Source organism: Trinickia sp. Z7 (genome assembly GCF_056498045.1).
On record NZ_JAUEQW010000006.1, the window covers coordinates 1 to 22,557 of the forward strand.

Here is a 22,557-nt window from a genome sequence, read left to right on the forward strand (position 1 = left end):
CCGGTTATTGCCGCGAGAATCGCTTTGGTTCCGCCTGCTTCCACGAGGCGCCGTTCAAACTCGAACAACCAAGATCTGTGGTCCGTACGCGTGGCCAGCATGAGACCGCGCAGTCGTGGAATGATGGAGACAAAGTGCTCGGCGGGAACGATCGCCAAAAGCGTAAGCAGCGCGTTCATCGCGGATCGTCGCACCTCGGGTACCCAATCGTTCACGCGCTTTGTGATCGAGTCTAAAGACGAACTGCCGCCCAGCTCGACCGCCCGCGCAATCGCCGCCTCCCTTACGTAGCCCGAATAGTGTGATATACATTGCGCGACGAATTCTTGATCGGTGCTGGAGGCAATGGTCTCAAGCGCAGTGCGAAGGGACATCGGTTCACTCGGCGATAAATAGACCGTCTGTGCCGGAACCGTCGAAGGTGAGCAAGCCCCGAAAATCCTCGAGATAAGATTCATTGTGCTTATTTAGCCCGACTGAGGTTGTGGACCGCGGCTTTTGCTGGTTCCAAAGCAACTGAATGATGCCCGATTTTGAAGGGCCGTTTCAGGGAAACCTGTACGTCCCCTTCGGGTCGTGCGTCGCCGATCGGTGACGCGGGCGATCAGTCAACCCGGTACCAGCGACCAGACTCCGAGCACACAGCAGCCGGTGCGCCGTTCAACAAGACCTGCTCTTCATCCCGTTGCAGCGAGGCCGAAGTGTCGATATCGAATGCCACCTCGAGCGCGCGCGCGACATGGACGTCTTCAATCGGAAGCTCCCACGTCAGGAATATCTGGATGCAATCCTGGTCTGGCCCGAAGTCGGCCATACTAAAACCGCTGCTGCGTCGTTGAATGACGCCATGAGGGTGGAACGCATTGCGCAGATCAACGCCGTCCACCGTGAGCCGGCGACGGTTTTCATTTTGACGCGCAATCGTATCCGCCCGAGAATCCCCGCTATTGAGCGAACGTCGCTGATCGCTGACGATTCTCCCATTGCGATGACGGGAGGATATTCATGCAGGAAACGCAGATGGTGTCTGGGGACGCGGCGGGTGTAGCGGCGCCGCCGGCGAGAAGTCAGGGTAAGCGTGGCACGCGGCCGTGGCGAGAGGTCATAGGCGAGTTTCGGGCAAGCGGATTGACGATCCAAGCCTATAGCGAGCGCAGCGGGATTTCCCGTTCCTCGATGACGAGGTACTTGACGCTTGCTAGCCATGCCGAGCGAAGTGGCGACGTGCAACAGAGCGCGGGGGCGACGGCTGCAGTTGCGCAGACTCTGGCGGGCTTTATGCGCGTTGGCATCGTCGATCGCGCAATGGGCGCCACTGGCAACGGCAATTCGTGCGATGTGCCGGAGTTGATCTTGGGCGACGGAGTTCGGCTGCGACTGCCTGCGTATGCGCTCGAGCCTTTGCTGCAGGCGATGATCGACCGTATCGGTGCGGGGCCGCGATGATGATGCTGTCGACGGCAGTGAAGGTGTATACCTCTCGGCGATCAGCTCAAACAGCACGCTGGTTTCGGCCTGGTCTTTCCTCACATACGAGAGATCATCGAGGATGATCAGGTCGAACCGGTCAAGCTTCGCGAGCGCCGAAGGCAGTTGCAGACTCTGACGTGCGACCTGGAGCTTCTGCACGATTTCGCCGGTGCGCGTGAACAATACGCGATAGCCGGCGTCGATCAGGGCGTGTCCGATGGCAGACCCGAGATGACTTTTGCCGCCTCCAGGCGGACCGAACAGGAGGATCGTGGCACCTTTCTCAAGCCACGAATCGCCGGTGGCCAGCGCCATCAAATGCGCCTTCGAGACCATGGGCGCGTGTGGTGCATAAGCAAGGCGATAGCCTCTTTGTCGTTGGTGATCCGGCGTGCGCTCCATACAAGAGTCGTAAGATATGCGTTTGCGAGGCTGCGAAGGCGTTTCAGAAAGGTCGATCACTACCTGTTCAAACTATGCTCCCGTAAATACGTACAAATTGGTACAGGCATTGCATTCTCGGCTGAGGTCGTCGGAACTTTCGGTGTCCGGGCTCACGGGCCAATTCTTAATGTTTTGTCGCTAATCTGGACGAGCATTGTGCCGGTCGCAATCATCTTCCACCTTGTCTATCAAGAAGAGAAGGTTAAGAATTTCTGCGACGATACCGCCGTGCGATTGCTAGCCACGGTCGCTGTGCTCCTCGCAACGTGGTATTCGCATGCGACGGCGGCATCGACTATCACAACACTGATGGGAGTCGACTCATCGCGATTCACCTCGGCGGTCACCGCGACTACGTTTTTCGGCGTGTTTGGGCTGGCAAGCTTTATGGTCGCGGGTGCATCCGTAGTTTTGCTGTTCATCGGGATGTTTACGACGATGTTTTTCCCGCCACCTAGTAAACGTAAAAGGCTAAACTCTCAAGCGAAACTTTGGGTGGCGTTGAAGGAAAATGGCCCAAGATTTTTGCCTATCAGCCTTTACATGATGATGTTTGTTGCAGTGGCACCGGAAGCCATCCTCGGTGGTTCGAACTTCACGGCTGCGCTGGCGGCCAGAATCGCATTCACTTACGACCTTGCCGACCCGGAAATGTGCGGGAGTACGAACTTGCACGAGCGCTTTCTTCCTTTACTCGACAACCCCCGTCGCGCGATTCGATATACGGCCGCCGATCTCCCGGAGATCCCAGTCACATTTCTAAATAAACTTCAACTTAAGACAATCATGCCGATCGAGCAGGAAGAGACTGACTGCAAGAGATCGCGACAGTAACCGCACGGATACGAATCGGCGAAGGCAACGACGCCGGTGCGGCTACCGGTGCAGTTGCCCTACGGCGTGACGCTGCCACTCGAATGCGCCGCGCACGATGACGCACCCGTGAAGTTCGACGACGTGATCAAGGCGGGGCGGCAAAAGGTTCCTTGAAGCCGCCGCTTGACCACTATACGAACGCGAACTCCTCCGGTCCCAACTGCGGTTCTCCATGATAGATGACCGTTCCGCGCGGCGACATAACCGCCAGCTCGATGCAGTCTCCCTGTGCGTACCGCAAGAAGTAGCGCTCCATTAACTGCGTGAACGTATGCAGCGCATGGCCAGTAAAGGCTGTTTCATCGATCGTCAAAGTGACCTGAATGCCAGGCACCAGAACGGGCATCGGAACGGCCGCGATGTTCATGACCCTCTTGATCGAACGAGCGTTGAGTTTAGTGATTCCGGTCACATATCTGCTCGCATCGGGCGGGGCCGTTTTTGCGAACTGGTACAGCAGTGCCTGTAGCGCGACAATGCCGCCAGGCGAAAGCGCCGCGTGGTTGGGCGATAGGGTTGACAGCAGCCGCCACAGCGCGCGGTCCTCGTTCGGCGGTTGACTGGTTGGGGAGGGCGGCACGAGCATTGTGATCGGGGTGCTGAGGTTCATCTCCTCACTGTGCAGGTCTCCGCCGGGAGCCCCGATATCGATCGCGCGCGGCGCCTGACCGTTCGTGCACATCAGCCCGATCGCGAGCTTGGATGCGTCGGGTGTCACCGGTTGATCGTCGACGTTGACGAGCCGAATTTCGGTGCCGTGTCCAATCTCCCAACTATTCTTTTCCTGTATCCAGAACACGCCAACAGGCGACCAATGCTGCAGCGACTTATACGGAGGGATTTCGGCGCCTGGCTTGCCTCCTTCCGGGCCGTGCATCATACGCACGGACTGAATCGAATGAATGACGGCTGCTGCGCCATCGCCGCTTGGCGGCACGACGGGATACGTTTGTGTCTCGGTCGTCACATCGACGGCCTTCGCATCCGCTGCGAACAGATTAACAACCGGCGTGCAATGGAGTCGAAGATGACGCGCGTTCAACAGACCGAAGCGTTGCATCGCCGACGCGTCTGCGGCTTTGGACGAGACCGGAAAATGCAACGCGAGTTTACTGCAAGGACCGGCTGTACGTAGCAGTACCGCGAAGTTGATATCGATGAATCGGAACTTGTGTGGGAATGCGGCATATTCGAGCAGTAGCCGTAGCGCGGGTTGCTTCTCATGTTTCGATTCGTCGATGATCGCTTCGTCATCGTCGAAGCCGACTGCGAAAGCTGGATTACTTTCGAGCGCATGCCAACGGCGGCTGCCGTCGGCTTCGACGAACGCCGTCTGCGGATGCAATAGCAGCGCGTCGATGAAGGCCGCCGCGAGAAACCGATCACCATGCAAATACACCCGTAGCGTCTGCGGCAGGAGTTCGCTTTCGGATGTCAGTGCATGTTCCGGTGATTCAAATTCGATGGAGATGATACCGGCCGTGTCGGTCGGCAACGCACCGGCGGCCAGAACGGGTGCGGCGGTCGGCGGTGAGAACTGGGCATGCGTGATACCGAGGGGCGAGAGTGTGACATCCCACGCTGTGTTGAACCGGCATAGCGACGGACGGTGCTCGAGCTCCGTGCCGCGGGGCATCGTGATCGTGCGCGTAAGCCCATCGAAGATGCCGGCGACATCGAATTGCGCGATTGAGCAGGAGGGAATGGGCCTCAAATAGGCGGGAAAGACCGTTTCAATCAGCGCGTCGGTGAATTCCGGGTAGTGATCGTCTATGCGTCTCGCTGCTTTGGCGTTGAGCCAGGCAGCGGACTGAAGCATGCGTTCGACATGGGGATCTTCCGTTTTCCCGCTGGACATCGAAAGACGAGCGGCTGCTTTGGGGTACGAGCGCTCGAACTGAAGCATGTCTTGGCGCAGTTGTGCGAGTTCGCGTTCGAAGTACGGAAGAAGTTTTTCGTAATCGTCCATGGAGGCGCCGTTCGTGGGGCGTTTTCTGGAGGGTGCGAGCACACACTCTACGCGTGCGAAGGAAATCAAGGCGGGGCTATCAGGGGGCATGTCCCCACGCCTTACCCGCCGATACGTCGATGCCAGAAGGCTGCCCGTCTGGTCGCAAAACAAAACGTCAACACAAGAACCGGGGTAAGCAAGGCGCCGATCGCTCCGAGTTCTTTCCATATATCGTGGCTCGATAACCATACGCCGAGCCATTCCATCTGGAGGATGCCGGTGTAGTACCGGATCAGGATGGCGAGGATAACGACGCACGTGAACAACCATCCGAAGAAGCCCCGCTTTGGTAAGGGGGCAGTGCGAGCGGGATCGACGAACGAAGACGGCGGTTCCCATTCGCTCGGTAGCGACTTGGGATCGAGCCAGCGAACGCGCCTGAACGCGCGATAGATTTGGAAGAACAGCGGCAATTGGATCGCCGAAAAAATGAAGGTGATCCAGGCAAACGGCTTGCCGAATGGCGAGGTGCCAGAATACATTTCAACGGCGTACACCAAGACGACGGGATACAGCGCTGTGAGGACGTAGGTCGACCACCGCAGCAGCTTGACTGCCCACAGCTTGCCTCGCCCAATGCCTACAATGAACGACAGCAGGATCGCACTGATGCCGACCCACATGCCCAAGAACCCCGGGCCTGCAAAGTTGAATTGCAGGAGATCCGACAAACACAGATAAACCTCGATAAGGATCATGGCCGCCACGAGGCAAAAGCCCGCACTCGCAAAAGCTGCTGACCACGGTGCTCTGGGAGGTCGGTTTTCCGGTTGCCCTGTTTGATGGAGCCGGCGCAGTTCGGGCCGGGCTACGGTGCGCTGGGACTTCCTCGGACTCACTGCGATGCTCCTGCATTTGGTCGGACACTGACCTGAAACTGCATGACGGGACGGATGTCTCCCGCTGCGTGCGGTGCTACTTGGCTCGGTACGAGAGCGTGGGCCGGGTGGTGTGGGTCCGGCGTCCCTGTCGCGTGTGTCCGCGCGTCGTGCCACGCCTGGCTGACCGATTGACGGGTTTGGCCGAAGTCCGGCGGATTGACGCCATACTCGCTCATGCCAAAAATGGTGCCACCGTAGGCGGGCAGCTCTAGCCACCGAAGCAAAGCGAGTTTCCCCTTCATTTTTTCCAGTTTGGTTCTGGCCCGGACCAGATCGCCATTGATGCGATTCGCTTTTGCGCGCATGCGTTGGGTCTTGGTCATGATGTTTGGTTGGTCGAGTTTATTGGCGTGCGCTTCCCGATATGTGTCGATGGCATCCCGTTGGCCGGCCAGTGCCTGTTCGGCTGCATCCACGCGGTTGCTCATTGCACGCACTTTCAGCGAGGTACGAGCCTGTTCTGCGAGCGCGCGCGGGCCACCAAGCAAGAGATCAGGAACGGCCATCCACGGACCGACTGCCTCGACCAACTGGTACGCCCAATAATTCTCGAGTTCCCGCTGGTGCACCTTGTCGCCGGTCAGTTCGAAATACGACATTGTGCCGTCGGCGACGACGAGCCCAAGAGCGCCTACGAGCGAGGCTATGGCAAATGCGGCGGGAATCAGCGCGGCCCCTTCGACGCCGATGGCGGCTACAGCGAGCACGCCAGTTACCACGCCCACGACATCAATGACCGTGTTGCCGGTATCGAATGCGGTTTTATGGCTTCCAATGAAAGACCCCAGTGCATGGCGCACATAGTTGGCGGCATCAAGAGCCTTGCCAGCATCCCGCGAAGCACTCTTCGCGAGTCCCTGGGAGAATTCCGCAAAAGACTGTGACCGCGCTGTGCCCCGAAGCGCAAACGGGTACAAAGGCGGACGCTGAATGGAGACGATCAGGTCGGTGGTGTCCCCGTCCCGGTCGGGCATGGCCGATTTAAGCCGTGTTGCCCCCGAGCCATCGAAGAAGATGACGCCGGCATCGTGACCGAGTACCTCACTGGCGAACTTTGATAGGTGAAACTCGGCATCGGGTCGATGACAGTATGGCTCCCAGCGGGACGGGGCGTTCGGCATGGCAGTGACGAATCAAGACGGAATTAAAGAGCCCAGCCAACTGCGAGCATTTAGCGGCTATGCAGGGCACAACAGGGACGACCGAAATATAAGGCAGAGCGACGCCCCGAGACAATCTTTTGAACCGAGGCAGAAATAGTTGCTTCCTTGTGCGGGTGATCAGGGAATTATTGCTGGAAAGCGAATTGAGATTGTTGCGGCCATTGGGAATGCAATGGTTTTCCGGTAGTATTGCGCGATTTTCGTGTTGTGACGCGTCGGGGCAGCCCATGCAAATGTCTGACCTCTTTGCTGAATTCCAAAATAGTCGCCTTTTCCGTCTGAAGGCTGTGCCGGAAGGGTTGTCGGAGCTCGTGCTCGTCGATTTCCAGGGCACGGAAGGGCTATCGCAACTGTTCGAGTTTCATCTGCGGCTCGCTTCGCAAGATCCGAATATCGAACTCAAGCAGATGATCGGGCAACCGGTAACGATTTCGCTTCAGTTGAACAGCGCGTTTGCGAGTTCGGAACAGCGATATTTTCACGGTTACGTCACACACTTCTCGCATCTGGATACAGATGGCGGCTTGGCAACATATAGCGCGACGGTCCGGCCGTGGGTATGGATGCTTTCTAGACGGCAAGACATTCGGATATTCCAAGAGCAGACCGCTCAGTCTATTATTTCAAATGTCTTTCAAGGCTACGGTTCGTTGGCCTCGTATGAGTTCCGGCTATCGAAGGCAACGCCGAACCGCAGCTACTGTACGCAGTATCGGGAAACCGACCTGAACTTCGTATTGCGCCTGATGCAGGAAGAGGGGTTGTTCTTTTACTTCGAGCATACGAAGGCGGGTCATAAGCTGATCGTGACCGACAGCTCGACGAGCGCAAAGCCGATCGATGGCAGTAGCCCGTCGATGCCTTATTCGCAGGGCGAGATGTTGGACGATGTGGATGTCGTCACCTCGTTGCAATCGAGGCGTGAACTCGTGCCGACTGACGTCGCGCTGAAAGGAGCCGACTACAAAGTCCCCAATGCGCGCCGGTATCAAACGAGCAAGGCCGAAATCGAACAGGGCGATGTTCCCTCGTACGAGATCTATGATTACATGGGCCCTCAATGCTTCCCGGACCGCGACCGTGGCCATGAGTTGGCCAGCTTTCGAGCAGAGGCGCTGGCCGCCCACAGCAAGGTGTTCTCGGGTACCAGCACGAGCCGGCGGTTGATGCCGTTGCGCTACTTCGAGATCGAGGATCACTACGACCACACTGGAAAACCGGAAGACCGGCAACTCGTGATTCTCACGGTCGCTCATTCAGGCCAGAACAACTATCAGGCAGGCAAAGGCGCGGCGTCCTATAGCTGTAGCTTCACGTGTATCCGCAAGAAGATTCCTTATCGCCCCTTGCTGACGATGCCCCGGCCGACGATTCCTGGGCCGCAGACGGCTGTCGTGGTGGGCCCGGCGGGCGAAGAGATCTATACGGACTCACTGGGCCGCGTAAAGGTGCAATTCCATTGGGACCGACTCGGAGAGAAAAACCAGTCGAGTTCTTGCTGGGTTCGTGTCGGGCAGCCGTGGGCGGGGAAAGGCTTCGGCATGATCCAGATTCCCCGGATCGGCGAAGAGGTAGTCGTGCTGTTTTTGGACGGCAACCCGGATCGTCCGCTGATCATTTCGAGGGTATACAACGCGCAGAACATGCCGCCGTGGGCCTTGCCGGCAAGCGCGACGCAAAGCGGCATTCTCACGCGTTCGAGCAAAGGAGCGACGTCCGCCAACGCGAATGCGATTCGCTTTGAAGACAAGAAAGGGCAAGAGGAGGTCTGGCTTCACGCGGAGAAGGACCAGCGCATCGAGGTGGAGAACAACGAGTCGCATACCGTCGGCAACGATCGTGCGAAGACGATCGACCATGACGAAACCGTGCAGGTCAAAAACGATCGCACGGAGACGGTCGGCAACAACGAGACGATCACGATCGGCGTGAATCGGACGGAACGCGTAGGCGGCAACGAGACGCTGAACGTTGGCGGCAATCGCAGCGAAACGATCGATGGTGCGCAGAATCTGGTAATCGCGCTCGCGTCTGCCGAGACCGTGGGCTTGGCGAAGGCGTTGACGATCGGCGGTGCTTATACGGTGACGGTTGCTGGCGCGATCAATACGGCAGCGGGGTTGGCCAGCGCGGAAGAGGTGGGGTTGTCGAAGACGACAATGGTCGGCAAGACCTACACCATCACGGCAGGCGGCAGGATCGAACTGAAGACAGGCAGCGCTTCGCTCATTCTCGAAAGCAACGGGCACATCACGCTGAGCGGCACGCAGGTGCTGATCGAAGGCTCCGGGCCAGTGCAGATCAATGGCAAGGACGTTGACATCAACTGAGTGCCCTGGCCATGGAATTCGTCAATCACACGCCGTTTCCCGCGCTGGCGTTTGAAGGCATCGATCAGCGAGGACAGGGCTTTCATACCGTTGTGTTGCGGCAGACCTTCACCTGGAACGATGCGGGTGAATTGGTCTTCGCAGACGATCAGCAGCCGCTATGTGAAGCGGACGCGTTCTTCGACGACAACCTGCAAGCAAGTGTGCGCCAGGAGTCCGACCTTTGCGCGTATAAGCCGCGTTGTGACGTGATCGTCAATGCAACGGCGTATCCGCCACAGCCGGCGGACGGTTCGGTGCCGGAGCGATTCGAAGTCCGTCTTTCGGTGATGCGACCCGGTACACCGGTCCCCATACCAGCACGCCCGCATGGCCTTAATCCGTTGATGCCGGCATCCGATGAGGCGATGCGCATTTGGCAGGCCGAGGTCGAACGAGTCAAGCATGCGGATGCTCAGGGCGAACGCCTGATCGACAAAGTGCTCGTTGTGACGGGTGAGCGCCGATTCGTAAAGCTGAAGGGTTGGACGCGCGCCGCTGCCGCGCTACTGAAAATCGGAACACTCGGTATTGTTCGCTTTCCGTACTGGCGAATGACCCAGCCGGAGCCGGCACAACCGGTGCCGATTCGCTTGGAGCGCGCGTTTGGTGGTGAATGCCGTATCGATGCCGATCACAGCGCGGCAGGCAAAGTCCCCCAAAAGTATCGCCTAACAGTGGAGCAAACCGACGCGCATCCTGACGTGGCCCGGCCCCCTGTCGCGCACGATGCGTATCCGTTCAATCCGGTCGGTCAAGGGTACACGCGCGATTGGTTTCTGGCCTCGGCCGATGTACGTAGTGTTGCGGCCCCACAGATCGAATATCCGTCCCGTCCAATTGGTCTCGACGATTTCAATCGCGCTTGCCGCGGCAAGCTCGACGGCGGTGAGTGGCTCGTTGCTGGATTGGGCGTGCGACCCAAAGGCCATCCCGAACGAGCCAAGCTAGTTGGAACAATCGATGAGGCATTCGTCGAAAGCAATGCCGCGTTGCCGGAGGATTTCGATTTTGCGGTATGGAACGCGGCTTGGCCTGATCAGCAGGTGGATGCGTTGCGCGGCGATGAGCTAATTCGACTTGTCAATCTCTGTGCACCGGACACGCCGGGAGTGACGCGAGATACGCAAGGCAACGCGGTCCTCACGCTCGCTCTACCGGGGCATTTGCCGTTCTTGTTGGTGCGCTTCGAAAACGGTGCGATCGGGGAACTCAGCGCTCGGCTGGACACGCTTTTGATCGATTTGCACAGGCGACAGGTTTCGTGCGTGTGGCGAGCAACGCTCAGTAAGCAGCCGCTGATCCGAGTGCTAGGGGCACGCATGCTTTCGGGTGACGACGCGCGAGCTGTGACGACGCGTATGCCGACAGAACAAGAAGAGGTTGCGCATGGCTAGCCAGCTCGGGGCGCGAAAAAATGCGAAGTTTAAGGCGGTATCGACCGCACCGTCGATCAACAAGACGCCTGTCGGCAGTAGCACGCCGCCGCTGCCTTATCCGGTGACCGAGGACTTGTCCAGCAGCGTCGGTATTGTGCCGAACGTGCGGTTCAATGGTGATCCCGCATACGTGCTAAGCCAAAGCACACAGCCTAGCTGCGTCGGCGACGCAGCAGGTTCCTGCAAGGGTGTAAAGAGCGGTACGGTGAGCGGCGAGGTGAAGCCGGTAAGGGGTTCCAGTACGGTGCGGATTTCCGGCAAGCCGGTCATCCGCGAGGGAGACCCTTGTACGCTTAATGGGGGGAATTGTCCCGGCATCTACGTGACGCAGCCGGCGCCTAGCGGCTCCATTGCCGGAGGGCAGCCCAGTGCGAGCACGAATCCGCCAGTCAAACCGGAGACGCCGAAAGAAGAGGGTTGGTGGGGAAAGGCGAGTCCGTGGGTGCATGGCGCGCTAGGTCTTGCGAGCTTCGTGCCGGGGCTGGGGATCGTGACTGGAGCTGCCGATGCGGGGATCTACGCGGCCGAAGGCGACATGGTGGACGCTGGACTGTCGGCTGCTAGCATGATCCCCGGTGGGAAGATCGTCACGACGGCAGGCAAGCTCGTGAAGGGCGCGGCGGGGCTCGCGCGAGAGGCACATGCTGCGGAAGAGGCCGCTAAATTGGCGAGAGAGGCCGAGGCTGCGGCGAGAGCTGAGAAAGAGGCTGCCGAAGCTGAGAAGCTTAGGAAAGCCGAAGAGGAAGCCACTCGAACGAAGAAGCCAACGACGGAAGGCGGCGAGGAAACAAAGCAGGGCGAGGATGGGTTTAAGGTCAAGCAGCGAGAGCACAAAGTGCCCTGCTTCCATCCCTTCGATAAGAAGAAGTTCATGCGGATGTCTGCTGAGGAGCAAAAAGCCTACCTCAAGGAGATGGCGCAGCAACTGGAGCGGCAGCAGGAGCAAATCAACAGCATGACCGCTGCGGAATACAAGGCAGCGCGAGATGCATTTGCACGCTCTGGGCGTAACCCGCTTGCTGATGGCGCGCAGGCCAGCTATCGGAAAGATTATGCAGCCAGTATTTCCCGCAGCATTAGAGACAGCCTTATGGAGAGTGGTATGGGCGCGGCACAAGCGAAAGCCGAAGCAGCAAGCCGTACTAGCGAAATCATGAGCAAGCTAGCTGCGCTACATGAGCCGGACATGGTAGCCGGGGGGTGGATGCAACCGGACCCGAAGGGCATGGGTAGGGCCGACGTCAACTCTTCCATTGGCAGCAGTTGGAATCAAGACGGACGCGTAGCGGGTATGGATGCTGCGGCCGAGGACGCTATCAAGAATGGCCGGGCTAATGAGACAATGAACGTTAAACTTGAGCCTTGTCGAGGAAAGGGGGTGCGATGAGGGACGAAGACTTTGGAGTATTCATCGATGAGTTTGGAGAAGCGACCACTCGAATAGATGCGCCCGAAGCGGCGATCGAGAAGTGGCGGGGGAAGCTGCCCGATCGCCTGCTGACGTATTGGGGACAAGAAGGCTGGTCTGGGTATGCCAACGGACTTGTCTGGCTGGTCAATCCAGAGGAGTACGAAGATTTGGTTGACGAGTGGTTAGACGGATCGCGGTTGGAAGAAGTCGATGCTTTCCACGCAATTGCGAGGACAGCATTTGGCAAGCTATACCTTTGCGGGGAGTCGACTGGTCAAAGTGTGACTGTTAACTGCGCGACTCACGCGATGTTTGCATTGGAGCGGGATCTTAAGAAGAAGGATCAACGGAAGTTAGATATTTCGGTTCGCGCGTTCTTCGGACTCTCTAAGGACGAGTGTGATCTCGACGATGAGTTTGGGAAGCCCTTGTTTGATCGGGCATTTAAAGCGCTCGGTAGCCTCGGGCCAGATGAAATGTACGGATTCGAGCCTGCCGTCGTCTTCGGTGGAAAGATGGTGTTGGAGCACCTCCACAAGGTGAAGCTCGATCAACATCTGACGATTTTGCGGCAACTGGCGCCCCCTTCAACGCCGTTCGCCAATGTCGATATAGACAAGCTAATTGAAAGAAAATAATGCTACCCGCGGTGACAATGGCTTCTATGCCACATCGTTACGCATAGGTGTCAACGCCGATTTAAATCTGACCCACTGGGGGTGCGGCTAAAATCTTGGACTGGTTTATGCCGCAATTCCGAGACTCTCGCGATATTCGAGCGGGCTGAGAGAGCCGAGGGAGACCTTGATCCGCTTGGCGTTATACCAGCGGATGTAGGAGTCGACGATGTCGATGAACTGGTCGACGGTCGTAGCCCGCCAGTCGCGAGAATAGAACAACTCCGTCTTCAAGCGCCCAAAGAAGCCTTCGCAGGCTGCATTATCGGGAGAGCATCCCTTGCGCGACATCGAGCGAACGAGGCCGGCATCGCGCATACGTGAGAGCCATCCGGGCCACCGGTAGTGTGCTCCGCGATCGGAGTGGACCACGGGCCGTTCATCGCTGTCGGCCACCGTCGCGATAGCCCCATCCAGCATGGTATTCACAAGTTCTGCATCCGGCCGCGTGCCGATTGACCAGCTCACAACGAGACCATCGAAGCAATCGATCAGTGGCGACAGATAGACTTTGCCGGCCGGAATCTGGAATTCCGTTATGTCGGTAAGCCATTTCCGGTTCGGAGCGGCTGCACTGAAGTTGCGATCAATGAGGTTCTCCGGCGCGGGGTCTATTTCACCGCGGTAGGAGCCATAGCGACGGCGCCGGGTCGTCGCCGCAGTCAGACCTTCCTGTCGCATCAAACGTCGCACCACCTTCTCCGAGATAAGGATCTGCTGCCTGCCCAGTGCTGCACGTATTCGACGGTATCCATAGCAGCGGTGATTGAGCTCAAAGATGTTCGCGATGACGCGACGCGTGCCGGCATACTTGTCAGCGACGAGCAGGCGAGCGCGGTGATAGAAGTAGGAGCTGCGAGCAAGTCCCAATACCTCCAACAGCTCCGGCAACGCGTAGGTTTGTTTCAGGGCATCAACCAGCATCGTCTTCTCCCGGTTGCTCAGGAGTTGCGGGTCGACGCCCATCCCTTTTTTTATCAGTTCATTCGCCTTCTTGAGGATGTCGTGTTCGAGCTGCAGTCGCCGGATGTCGCGTCGAAGCGATTCGACCTGCTCCTCCAGTTCCGCTCGCTCATGGTTCGATGCCGGTTTCTTTTTTTGCTTCATGGATGCTGGTGCCTCGCGACCGAGCAGCTGGTTCTTCCACATGTAAAGCGTCGGCCTGCTCACGCCTGTTTTCTGTGCAACCACGCGTGCGCTTTCCTCCCTTGCGCACAGTTCAATGACTGCCTCCCGCCTGACCTCATGGGATTTCGGAACGCCGCCAGTTACTGTGCCGATAACGCGCTTTTCGATGTCAGGGTGCAGCTCTTCAATCCAGGCTGCGAGGACCGCGCGGCTCGGATATCCGAGCGCCCTCATCGTTGCAGCAGCACATCGGTCATGACTCAGATAGTAATCAACGGCCGCCTTCTTCTGCTCGGCCGAATACCTCGGCCTCGAACGGACGTAGCCGGTCCGTAGATCATGACACCGTTCATATTCGCGGTGCCACGATAGAAGTGAATTCTTCGTCGGGTAGCCCAACTGCCGAATCGTCGCTCTGATGCGCTTACCCAACTTCAAATAAAGCCGAACCGCTCGAATGCGATCCTCGTACGAGTACATGAACTACCTCCAGGTAGTCCAAGTTTTCGTCCGCACCCCCTATTGACGTGAGCCCGACATATGGAGCAAAGAATCTGAAATTGGCACCCCAAGACGCAGAAGACTTGGCGAGTGCCGCTCGCAGAGATGTTGAAGCGATGTTGAAGCAGATCGACGAATACGATGCCGACGGGGGCTGCAAGAAAGCATACCAGAAGGCCGCCAAGCGTGTTTTACGTATGACTAATAGGGATTTTGATAAGGCTCTGCTAGAGATCCTGAAAAAGGTAAGGTGACAATGCAACCCGAATATTTCATGAACTCAATCGGCAAGCAGGCAGACTCGGATGTGGTCGTGGGACTCTTGCGCGCCTTGGGTATTGAGCGCCGGATAACCATAAGGCGTGACGACACGGACGTCTATATGAACAATGCAGACGCTGGAGTGTCGTTGCTATTCGAAAGCGAAAGCTACGTAAGCGCAAAGTATCACGTCAGCTTTCCCAGTGATGCGCCGGTGTTGACGGCAATCTTTCTCTACGGTCCGGGCGACGACGAGTTCTCAGTGTACAAAGGAGATCTTCCAGGGGGATTGCTGTTCTCGGATAGCAGGGAGAAGGCAATTTCGAAGCTCGGTGAGTCCGCAAAATTCAATCCAGACAGGAATTCTGAATTTTGGGAGTTACCCGGTAATACTCGGCTTTTTGTTAGGTACGCGGAGGGCAGAGGGTCGATTGAAAGAGTACAATTTGGGATTCTGTGGCGATGAACGCCGACGAAATTGTTCGGGAGTTCGGAAACCCTGCCGACGCTGAAGGCGTTGCTGAAATTTTCGACGGTCTGGGAACATATCAGCGTCCGGAATCCCCCGGAGATGGGCGATCTTTTCACGATTGGGTACTCATCCGTCGTAAAGGCATTGAGTTGGGTTTTGTCGACTCGGAATATCAGGCGGGGGCGGACCGGTACCGATGGGGGCATGGTGAGTTGTTGTTCTCGCAAGCCTATTTCTACGCTGGCTTCGACGACGTTCAGCCCTTCGTTGGAGAATTGCCTTTTGGATTGTGTTTCACTGATAGTCGCCATGCCGCTCGCTCAAAGGTCGCAGCCTATGAGGAGACACGTCACTCATATCGTAGCGACACCTGGGATGTCGATGGTTATCGCTTGACCGTATCTTACAACGGTGCCGGCACTTCGATTGATCGAATCGCTTGTCGTGTACTTGCTGCCCCGATCCAAACGCGGCGTGTACTGAGATGGCCGAATTTTGACGAATTGATTGAAGCCTTTGGCTTCGTGACGCGATCACCAGAGTTTATAACTCTATGGCGTGAGCCTTTGTCTGAGAGCGAGTATCGGGCTGCGCGCGACGACGGTGAAATCGATTTGACGGGGAGTTATGGCGCCACGCTGCACTTTATTGAAAGCAACTCGGGACCCGTATTCCGGGCGGTTACTCTTCATCGCAATCGCGACAGTGAGTCTGTCGGGTGGCTAGGTGCGTTGCCTCACGCGCTTGACTTTGAGGACAGCCCGGAGGCCTTATTCGGGAAGATCTCCTTACCCCCGGTTCAACACGCGGATTCTGCGGTGACGGGGCATGCCGTGTGGCATTTTGATGCTTATACGTTGCATGTACTGTACAGCAACGTCGACAATCGGCTGTTGCGAATCAAGCTGATCGCACCTGGCACATGGAAATGCATCGAAGAAATCGACTATGCATAAGTAAGATGAATGTAGGTGATTTTCAAAAGTTCTTTGGACTGCCCGCGACGAATCAGGAGTCTGCTGTATTCCTCTCGAGCCATGGTATCGATGAGCGGCCGGCTTTCGATTCCGAAACGGGAAACCCGGCCGAGTTGATCGAGTTGCCGTCTGGTGTCGCATTGGAGTTGCTTGCGGGTCACCTTCCTGCACCCTTTCCGCCAGGAATAAAAAAATCCCCATAAGCCTTAGGTTTACGGGGGTTTTTGTTTTTGGCCAGAACATCTGGCTAGCAAATGTTTGTGGCGCGGCTTGCAGCGCGGGCGGCATTTGTACACCGCGGTCGCGCATACCAAACCGACCATGAAGCGTCCGGGCTGACGTCTACCCTAGGATAGGGGGTTCGACCTGTCTTTTGCGCGCTTCTGATCCGGGTCGATACCGTGCTCGCGCATGTAGCGCGGGCGGCATCGAACCAACCGTTCGTAGCCGCGGGTAGCCGCGGCGACACTTACTCGAATCGTGCGCTTCGCGCACTAATGCCGTCATAAACCTCGTCGGCAAACCCATCGACGATCCGTGCCTCTTCGTCCGTCGTGGGATCGCCAAAACCGAGCGGATCGGCACAGTACTGCTTCAGGTTGTCGGCAGCCGCTCGTAGCAATCCGATCGGTTCGGTCAGATCGTGTCCCTTGGGACGCCCCGTCTGACCTAGCACGAGAGCCTGCGCTTGCTCGACTGCCGCCACCGCTGCCCGAATGCGCTCGTGCATCTGTTCGGTGTGATCGCGCGGATGTCCGACTTCAGTCAGATGCTCCTGCCACGCACCCGCCCGCAATATGATCCCCGCTCGCAGTTCGTCCATCCATACGCCGGCTTCTTCGAGTGCGCTTTGGACGTTCGCGGTCATCGTTTCGCGATCGAGGCTACTCATCGACGTCGCATCGAGGTGGCTCGATAGGTTATGCGCCTTCGTCAACAAACTGATGACGGTATGCTCTCGAGGGTTGGTGTCACCTATCACCTGAATGAGGCCGCGAATCCGATAGTTCAGTTCGGCGATTCGGCTAAGTTTGCCGCTATCGCCTTGACCATCCGTACGCGGTTGCCCTGCCATCACCTCGGCGGTGACCGACCCTCCTGCGTTCTGCAAGGGCGGTTTCCGATTCCGCGTCAGCGCGTCGGGCACCAGTTTGCGCAGCAGGCGTGCGCCGGTGGCACGCAATCCATCGGGGTTCCACTCGCCGAACGCATTCGGGTCGACATGCGCGCGAATCGTTCCGATCAGCGCCTGGCGCACGTTGAACGCATAGCGCCGCAATTCCTCTTGCACTTGCGTGGCGCGCAGAGGATCGCCGGGCCGCGCGGCCGCCGCGATGTCGGCCAGACGGTCGCGCATCGCGGCAAGCCTGCGTCGCTCGTCGGCAACATTGAGCGCGACCAGTCCTCCCGCCGGCGGCCGCTCCCCGCGCGCTTCGCGCTCGGATAGGAACTGTTCAGCCTGCTGGAGCATCGCATCGAGGTTGCGCAGTACGCCGTCGGCAAGCGTCAGGCGCTCCGCACGTCCATACGGCCCCCCACGAAGACGATCGAGCGTCGTCAGTGACAGCGCCCCGAGGTTGCCGAGCGCTCCGATCACCACCTCATAGGGCAATGCGGCATCGCCTTCCGACCACCTCGCAGGACGCACACCGAGCGGATCGCCCCCGACGCTACCGCTTGCCCGGAACGTATCGGCGATAGCGGCGCTTGCTTGCCTGATCGTCTGCAAGCCCTCGCCGAGAGCATCGATAAACGACGGCGAGCCATCCGTGATTGCGGCGATGACCTCGGCGCTCGTCGGCGGCTGCACGCTGTCGAACGCAGGGAATCGAACGCTCTTCTTATCGTGCTCCGGGGCTGCATCGGGTTGAATGCGCTGGATCAATTCGACGAGCGAGTCGCGATGACGCTTGATCAAATTGCGCAGTTCTCCTGTAGCGTGATCAAGCTCGGGAGATACCGCCGTAGGGCCGGAGGAGAGCTGGTCGGACGACACCTCCAATGACCACCGGGTACGATGAAGCAAGCCAAGCAATTCGCGGGCAACCGCGCGTTCCTCGCTCTGCAGTTGACGGGCCAGCGCCATTCCGCCTATTGCGGCTGCACCGCGTCCGGCAATCGGCTCTATCTCGCGCGGCGCCACGCGCCGGCGTTCCGATTCGGGGACGTGCGAGGCTCGCGGCCGTCGCTTGTCAACGATATACGGGACAGCCGGCGGCCGCGGCAACTGGACGAGTCGTTCGCTCAGTTCCTGCATGGCGTCCGTGGTCAGCGCGGCGCCATAGTAAATATCTGCGGTTGCGATTGCGTTCGCATCAGGGGCACCCTCGACTGCCTGCGGCGCGCGGCCCCCTGCGCGATCGGTTTGCTTCGCTTCGACAACGGGCGTCTGCCCAGCCGGTGTTCCGCGTAGATCGAGGCGAGACGCGCTGTTCGCAGGACGCGTGGCACGAGGCTCCGGCGAAGGGCGTGCAATGTCGCGGCCGGTTGCCGAAGGCGGGACGTCGCTCTCATCCGATGACGGCTTCGCCGCGGCTGCGCCCGAGCCCGGCCCGGACGTGTCGAGTGGCCCCGTCGATTCCGGCGAAACGCCGCCGGCGTCACCCCGATCGTCGGGATCGTCGGGTTCGTCGAGGGTTTCGCTATCGTCCACCATCTCGTTGACGACCGCAGCCACGGACGACCTGTCGATCAGCCGCTGCCAGCTCGCCTCGCGCGGGCTATTACGGCCAATGCGTTCGCCATCGGCCAGCTTCGCGTACTGCGCCTGGGCTGCTCTCACGCTGTCCCACTCGCGCGTCAGCTTCTCGAGGTTGCCGACGCTTTCGTCGAACGTCATCATCTTCCGGAACTCGGCGGGTACGCGCCCGCTCGCCAGGTGGTCGAGATACCGCGCATAGACCTGGAGCAGGTCTCGGTCGTGGTCGGCTGCGGGTGTACGTGCGATGAGCGCATGCGCCTGTGCGAGTGTCTCCCCAAGCCGTACGGCGCCATCGGCGTCCCGCACCAAGCCGTTCGCGATCGCTCGGTCAACGGTGCGATTCGCGGCCAGCGTCGCGCGCCAGCCGGGCCCCTTGACCGGTGTTCTGTCCATCGACGTTTCGCGGGTCGGCAAGGCGCGCAGCAGACGCTCGAGCACCTCCACATCGACATGTCCATCGTCGACGAGGCGTTGCCGTTTCTCCACGAATTCCTCTCGCCACGCCGGCGAACCGACGTTCTCGGTGAAGCCCGACTCGAGCATTGCCGATACTTCCGATGGCGACACGGCCTGGCGCGGAGCGCCGTCGCGTTCGGCCCACTCGGCAAGCAGTCCTTCGTGGCGCCGATACAGTTCGGCGTATGACGTCGAGCTGGCAGGTGCATCGGTTTGATCGACCATCGCGATCGATTCCACGAGTGCGCACAGCCCGGCCGCCTCCGCCGCGTCAATCTGCCCGCGGGCGCGGGCATTGGCAATCTCCTGGTCCCACTGAGCCGCGGCTTTCTCCGCAGGACTATGCGCAGTTCCCGCAATGACGATGCGTGCGATCAACGTTTGAAAATCGTCGAAGCCAAGTTCTGCGCTAATACCGTCGAAGTGTTCGTCGAGCGTCTCGTGCACACGGGGAGGCGTGCCGAACGTGCGCCCGGGATGGGCATCATGCGCAAGTCCCAGGCGGAAAAAGAAGTCCTCGTCGAGATCGGCGAGTCGCCCAGGCAGGCCGCCCGCCGCGCGCCCGATCCGCACGGCGTTGCGCGCGAAGCCTCGTGCAACGCCCGCTGAATGCGCCGGGCCGTGATAAGCCATCCCACCGGACGCTGCATCGGGAATACCGCGAGGCAATGGTGCATGCCACGCTTGCCAAACCGCCACGGTGACCGGCGCAATGCCGGCCGTCGGTAGCAGCGGCGGCTCGTTGGACGATACCGGTGAAAAGTAATGCACGGACGCACCCGAGAGCAAACGGTTGTCCGCGGGCGGGAGCGTGCTGCCGCCGGTCGAATGACGGCTGGCCACAACGTCGGAATCGCCCTCCGGGTCGGCTGAATGTACACTCGAGCGCTCAGGTGGATAGAGGTCGGACGCTGCGTCGTCACGCGCTGTTTCGTTCCGCTGCGCGCCAATCGCGTCTCGCTTGCGCGCGAGCGTTTCCAGTCGAGTTCGCATCTCGTCGAGCAGGCGCGATTCTTCCGCCGACGACGATTGCAACAGCGAATCCATACCTCCCGCATCGATGATGTCGTTGAGGCTTCCGGCAACGCGTTGCTGGATCCGACTTCGGAGGTCGCCGGCGATCAGGATGATCCGCTCCTCCGTTCTCGCGAGATCGTCGTCTTGCAAGGCTTGCGAAAGCTGTGCTCGCAGCTCGTGCATCGGCCCATCCGGCGGTGCATTCAACGCATCACGTAGGGCACGAACGTTTTCTTCTGCGCGCTCTCGCAGGAGGCCGTTCGAATATCTGAATGAACCGTAGTCTCTTATGAGTCGATCTAGTGTCACGCCCTCTGAAATGAGGCTGTAGCGGCTACCGGACGGTTTCGTCTGCGCACCGATGTCCGTAATGGGAATCAGCGTTCCCGATGCCCGCCGCTGCGCAAGATCCTCGACCACGCCGAGAAAAATCTCGCTCAACATTTGCACACCGCTCGGTCGATCGGCATCGCTTGCGTGCCTGTCGACGTAAGCTACCGGGCATCCCTGACCCGTGATGGGCACGCTATGTATCTGTGTTGCCGTTAGCTCATTGTTCTGATGTCGAATCAACGGTTTCAGATCGGGGTTGACGCGAGGCTTGCCGTCCGCCCAGACGACGATGTCTTTCAAGACCTGGTTTCTGCGCCGCGTGGGCGCAATTAGCCCGAATCCCATCCGGAGGGACAGTTCTTCCGGAATTTGGTGCTCGACGACCAGTCGCAGCGCTTGCGCCGCGTCGTCCGGCCCGCCATTCCTTATCGTCAGCGCATGTACCAGCGCATCCGCGATGGAGTCGATGCCATCCAGAAATATGGGAAGGGACGATTCGAGATCTGTCTTGCGGATGATGCTCGAGCGTTGACGGTCAACCTCGATGGTTTCGTCTTTTATCAGTGTCGTTGCAGCGTTTTTCAATATTGTTGCTGCCCGGATCACGTCCAGCGTGAATTCGTCTCCGTATTCTCCGACGGGAATGGCCTGAAGGCCGGTCGTGGCAATAGAATTGGAGCTTTCGGGCATCGGGAGATAGGCGGTGTCGACGACCTTCCTCGGTAGAATCGCGGCGGGACCTTCCGGCTCGCGCGACTCGAATTGAGTGCGAATCTCCTCGATATATCGCAACGCGTGCCTCAGATCGTCGCCGGTCACCGATTCGGGGATCACATCTAGAGGGGAACGACTTTCGTCCAGCAACCCTTCGCTGTATGAGAGTCTCAGCGCCTTTTTTAGATCGAACGGAGCGTACGGGTTCTCCTCGCTTGTTCGATTCGATCGAACCGCTTCCAGTTTCGCTGCAAACGAAACGCATAGGCGAGTGAATATGGCACCGAGTTGCCGCGATACGTCTTTGTTGCTCAGTAACGCCTCCCGATCGAACTGGCTCGCCGACGTGTCATTCTCAGATGGATCGATCGGTTCGCTGAACCATTGCCGGCTGATCCCGGGCGTGCGCGTCGGCGCGCTCGATTCTCGATTGTCCGCAATCGCTAGCCGTTGTTCGTGATCGTCGTCATGTTCGAGCGACTGAAGAATTTCACTTTCGCTCAAGCCGCGCTTCAGCCCGAGATGCATCTTCGATCTGATTCGGGCAATTCGCAGGGTGGTGCGCTCGTTGACGGAATAGTTGTCCACGTAATCCTGGCCATGCAGACGCGAGTGTCTGTCATGGAGTTGAGCATGCGCAATTTCGTGGATAGCTTCCGTCAGTCGTGCTTCTTCCGGGCCGTGCGCGTGCAAGGCCGCGCTGATGGCAATGATCCGACGGCCATCGGGAGTGACATAGAAGGTGCTGCGTCCCTCGATCACTCGAACTTCGTCGACAATGCTCGAAAGTTCGCTTACGTTGGACGCTGCCGCCGCTTCGGCAAACAGATCGCGCAGCGCGGCGCTACGTGCGTCTTCGTCGGCAATAGGCGAGACCTCGGAGGAACTCACGAATCGCACATCTCTCAGACAGGATCTCCGCTCGCGTGAGCGAGGGGCCCGCGGACTCCGCTGGGGTACCCGTGTGCCGCCATTTTGCGAAAGCAGCAGCAGGCTCTGCAGATCGCCGCCTAGCCCTTGGGATCGAGCGAGATCGGGACCTCGATGCGTGCCGGCGGGCGAACGTTTGGCGTCTTTGGGTGCGGGATCGGCGGCGCCGGCGATGTTGGCGGGAGGCTGAGTTCTACCTGGGAGGGATTTCATGTTGCTGTGATCTGGGCAGATGTGCGAAACGGCGACGGTGGACAGACCGGCGCCGATCCGGCGAGCGAGTCTTCGGTGGCACCGCGCGTTCGGCCCGTGGCCCCTGCATCGGA

At 59.0% G+C, this 22,557-nt stretch carries 13 protein-coding genes and 3 pseudogenes; 8 read left to right on the forward strand and 8 right to left on the reverse strand.

Annotation, left to right across the window (positions count from 1 at the left end; genetic code table 11):
- The 3 pseudogenes from QQS38_RS12410 to QQS38_RS12420 form a co-directional block, all read right to left on the reverse strand.
- Positions 1-374, reverse strand: a pseudogene (locus QQS38_RS12410) (hypothetical protein); the annotation flags it as partial.
- Between the two features lie 230 nt (positions 375-604).
- A pseudogene (locus QQS38_RS12415) lies at positions 605-853 on the reverse strand (hypothetical protein); the annotation flags it as partial.
- 566 nt (positions 854-1,419) lie between these two features.
- Positions 1,420-1,809: pseudogene (locus QQS38_RS12420) on the reverse strand (ATP-binding protein); the annotation flags it as partial.
- 261 nt (positions 1,810-2,070) lie between these two features.
- Between QQS38_RS12420 and QQS38_RS12425 the strand changes: the two are divergent.
- The gene (locus QQS38_RS12425; RefSeq protein WP_479645688.1) at positions 2,071-2,748 is read left to right on the forward strand and encodes a hypothetical protein; all 678 of its coding nucleotides are present in this window, start codon (positions 2,071-2,073) and stop codon (positions 2,746-2,748) included.
- Between the two features lie 172 nt (positions 2,749-2,920).
- Here the strand turns inward: QQS38_RS12425 and tssF are convergent, their stop codons facing one another.
- The 3 genes from tssF to QQS38_RS12440 all read right to left on the reverse strand — a co-directional run bounded on the left by tssF (position 2,921) and on the right by QQS38_RS12440 (position 6,803).
- A complete protein-coding gene (tssF, locus tag QQS38_RS12430; protein ID WP_479645689.1) occupies positions 2,921-4,759 on the reverse strand; it encodes a type VI secretion system baseplate subunit TssF in 1,839 nt (612 codons plus the stop codon).
- A 101-nt stretch (positions 4,760-4,860) separates the two neighbouring features.
- On the reverse strand, positions 4,861-5,499 hold the full coding sequence (locus tag QQS38_RS12435; RefSeq protein ID WP_479645690.1) for a hypothetical protein: 639 nt from the start codon (positions 5,497-5,499) through the stop codon (positions 4,861-4,863).
- Between the two features lie 137 nt (positions 5,500-5,636).
- Positions 5,637-6,803 (reverse strand): hypothetical protein, encoded by a 1,167-nt coding sequence (locus tag QQS38_RS12440; protein ID WP_479645691.1) that lies wholly within the window; start codon positions 6,801-6,803, stop codon positions 5,637-5,639.
- A gap of 269 nt (positions 6,804-7,072) precedes the next feature.
- Between QQS38_RS12440 and QQS38_RS12445 the strand changes: the two genes are divergently transcribed.
- From QQS38_RS12445 to QQS38_RS12460, 4 genes are read left to right on the forward strand one after another with little or no spacing between them, the layout of a single operon-like run.
- A complete protein-coding gene (locus tag QQS38_RS12445) occupies positions 7,073-9,175 on the forward strand; it encodes a type VI secretion system Vgr family protein (protein ID WP_479645692.1) in 2,103 nt (700 codons plus the stop codon).
- Positions 9,176-9,186: 11 nt separating this feature from the next.
- A complete protein-coding gene (locus QQS38_RS12450; protein WP_479645693.1) occupies positions 9,187-10,611 on the forward strand; it encodes a DUF2169 family type VI secretion system accessory protein in 1,425 nt (474 codons plus the stop codon).
- Entirely contained in the window at positions 10,604-12,040 is a 1,437-nt protein-coding gene (locus QQS38_RS12455) for a polymorphic toxin type 15 domain-containing protein (protein ID WP_479645694.1), read from the forward strand. The genes QQS38_RS12450 and QQS38_RS12455 overlap by 8 nt, the downstream gene beginning before the upstream one ends.
- Positions 12,037-12,702, forward strand: a complete 666-nt coding sequence (locus QQS38_RS12460) for a GAD-like domain-containing protein (protein ID WP_479645695.1) — start codon at positions 12,037-12,039, stop codon at positions 12,700-12,702. The genes QQS38_RS12455 and QQS38_RS12460 overlap by 4 nt, the downstream gene beginning before the upstream one ends.
- 105 nt (positions 12,703-12,807) lie before the next feature.
- Here QQS38_RS12460 and QQS38_RS12465 read toward each other — a convergent pair whose 3' ends face one another.
- A complete protein-coding gene (locus QQS38_RS12465; RefSeq protein ID WP_479645696.1) occupies positions 12,808-14,349 on the reverse strand; it encodes an IS3 family transposase in 1,542 nt (513 codons plus the stop codon).
- Positions 14,350-14,429: 80 nt separating this feature from the next.
- Between QQS38_RS12465 and QQS38_RS12470 the strand changes: the two genes are divergently transcribed.
- From QQS38_RS12470 to QQS38_RS12480, 3 genes are read left to right on the forward strand one after another with little or no spacing between them, the layout of a single operon-like run.
- Positions 14,430-14,624 (forward strand): hypothetical protein, encoded by a 195-nt coding sequence (locus QQS38_RS12470; protein WP_479645697.1) that lies wholly within the window; start codon positions 14,430-14,432, stop codon positions 14,622-14,624.
- A 20-nt stretch (positions 14,625-14,644) separates the two neighbouring features.
- Positions 14,645-15,097, forward strand: coding sequence for a hypothetical protein (locus tag QQS38_RS12475; RefSeq protein ID WP_479645698.1), 453 nt, complete (start codon positions 14,645-14,647; stop codon positions 15,095-15,097).
- Positions 15,094-16,059 (forward strand): hypothetical protein, encoded by a 966-nt coding sequence (locus QQS38_RS12480; RefSeq protein WP_479645699.1) that lies wholly within the window; start codon positions 15,094-15,096, stop codon positions 16,057-16,059. The genes QQS38_RS12475 and QQS38_RS12480 overlap by 4 nt, the downstream gene beginning before the upstream one ends.
- A gap of 490 nt (positions 16,060-16,549) precedes the next feature.
- Here the strand turns inward: QQS38_RS12480 and QQS38_RS12485 are convergent, their stop codons facing one another.
- Positions 16,550-22,192 carry a hypothetical protein gene (locus QQS38_RS12485; RefSeq protein ID WP_479645700.1) on the reverse strand — a complete coding sequence of 1,881 codons (5,643 nt, stop codon included), beginning with the start codon at positions 22,190-22,192 and terminating at the stop codon, positions 16,550-16,552.
- Positions 22,193-22,557: the final 365 nt, after the last annotated feature.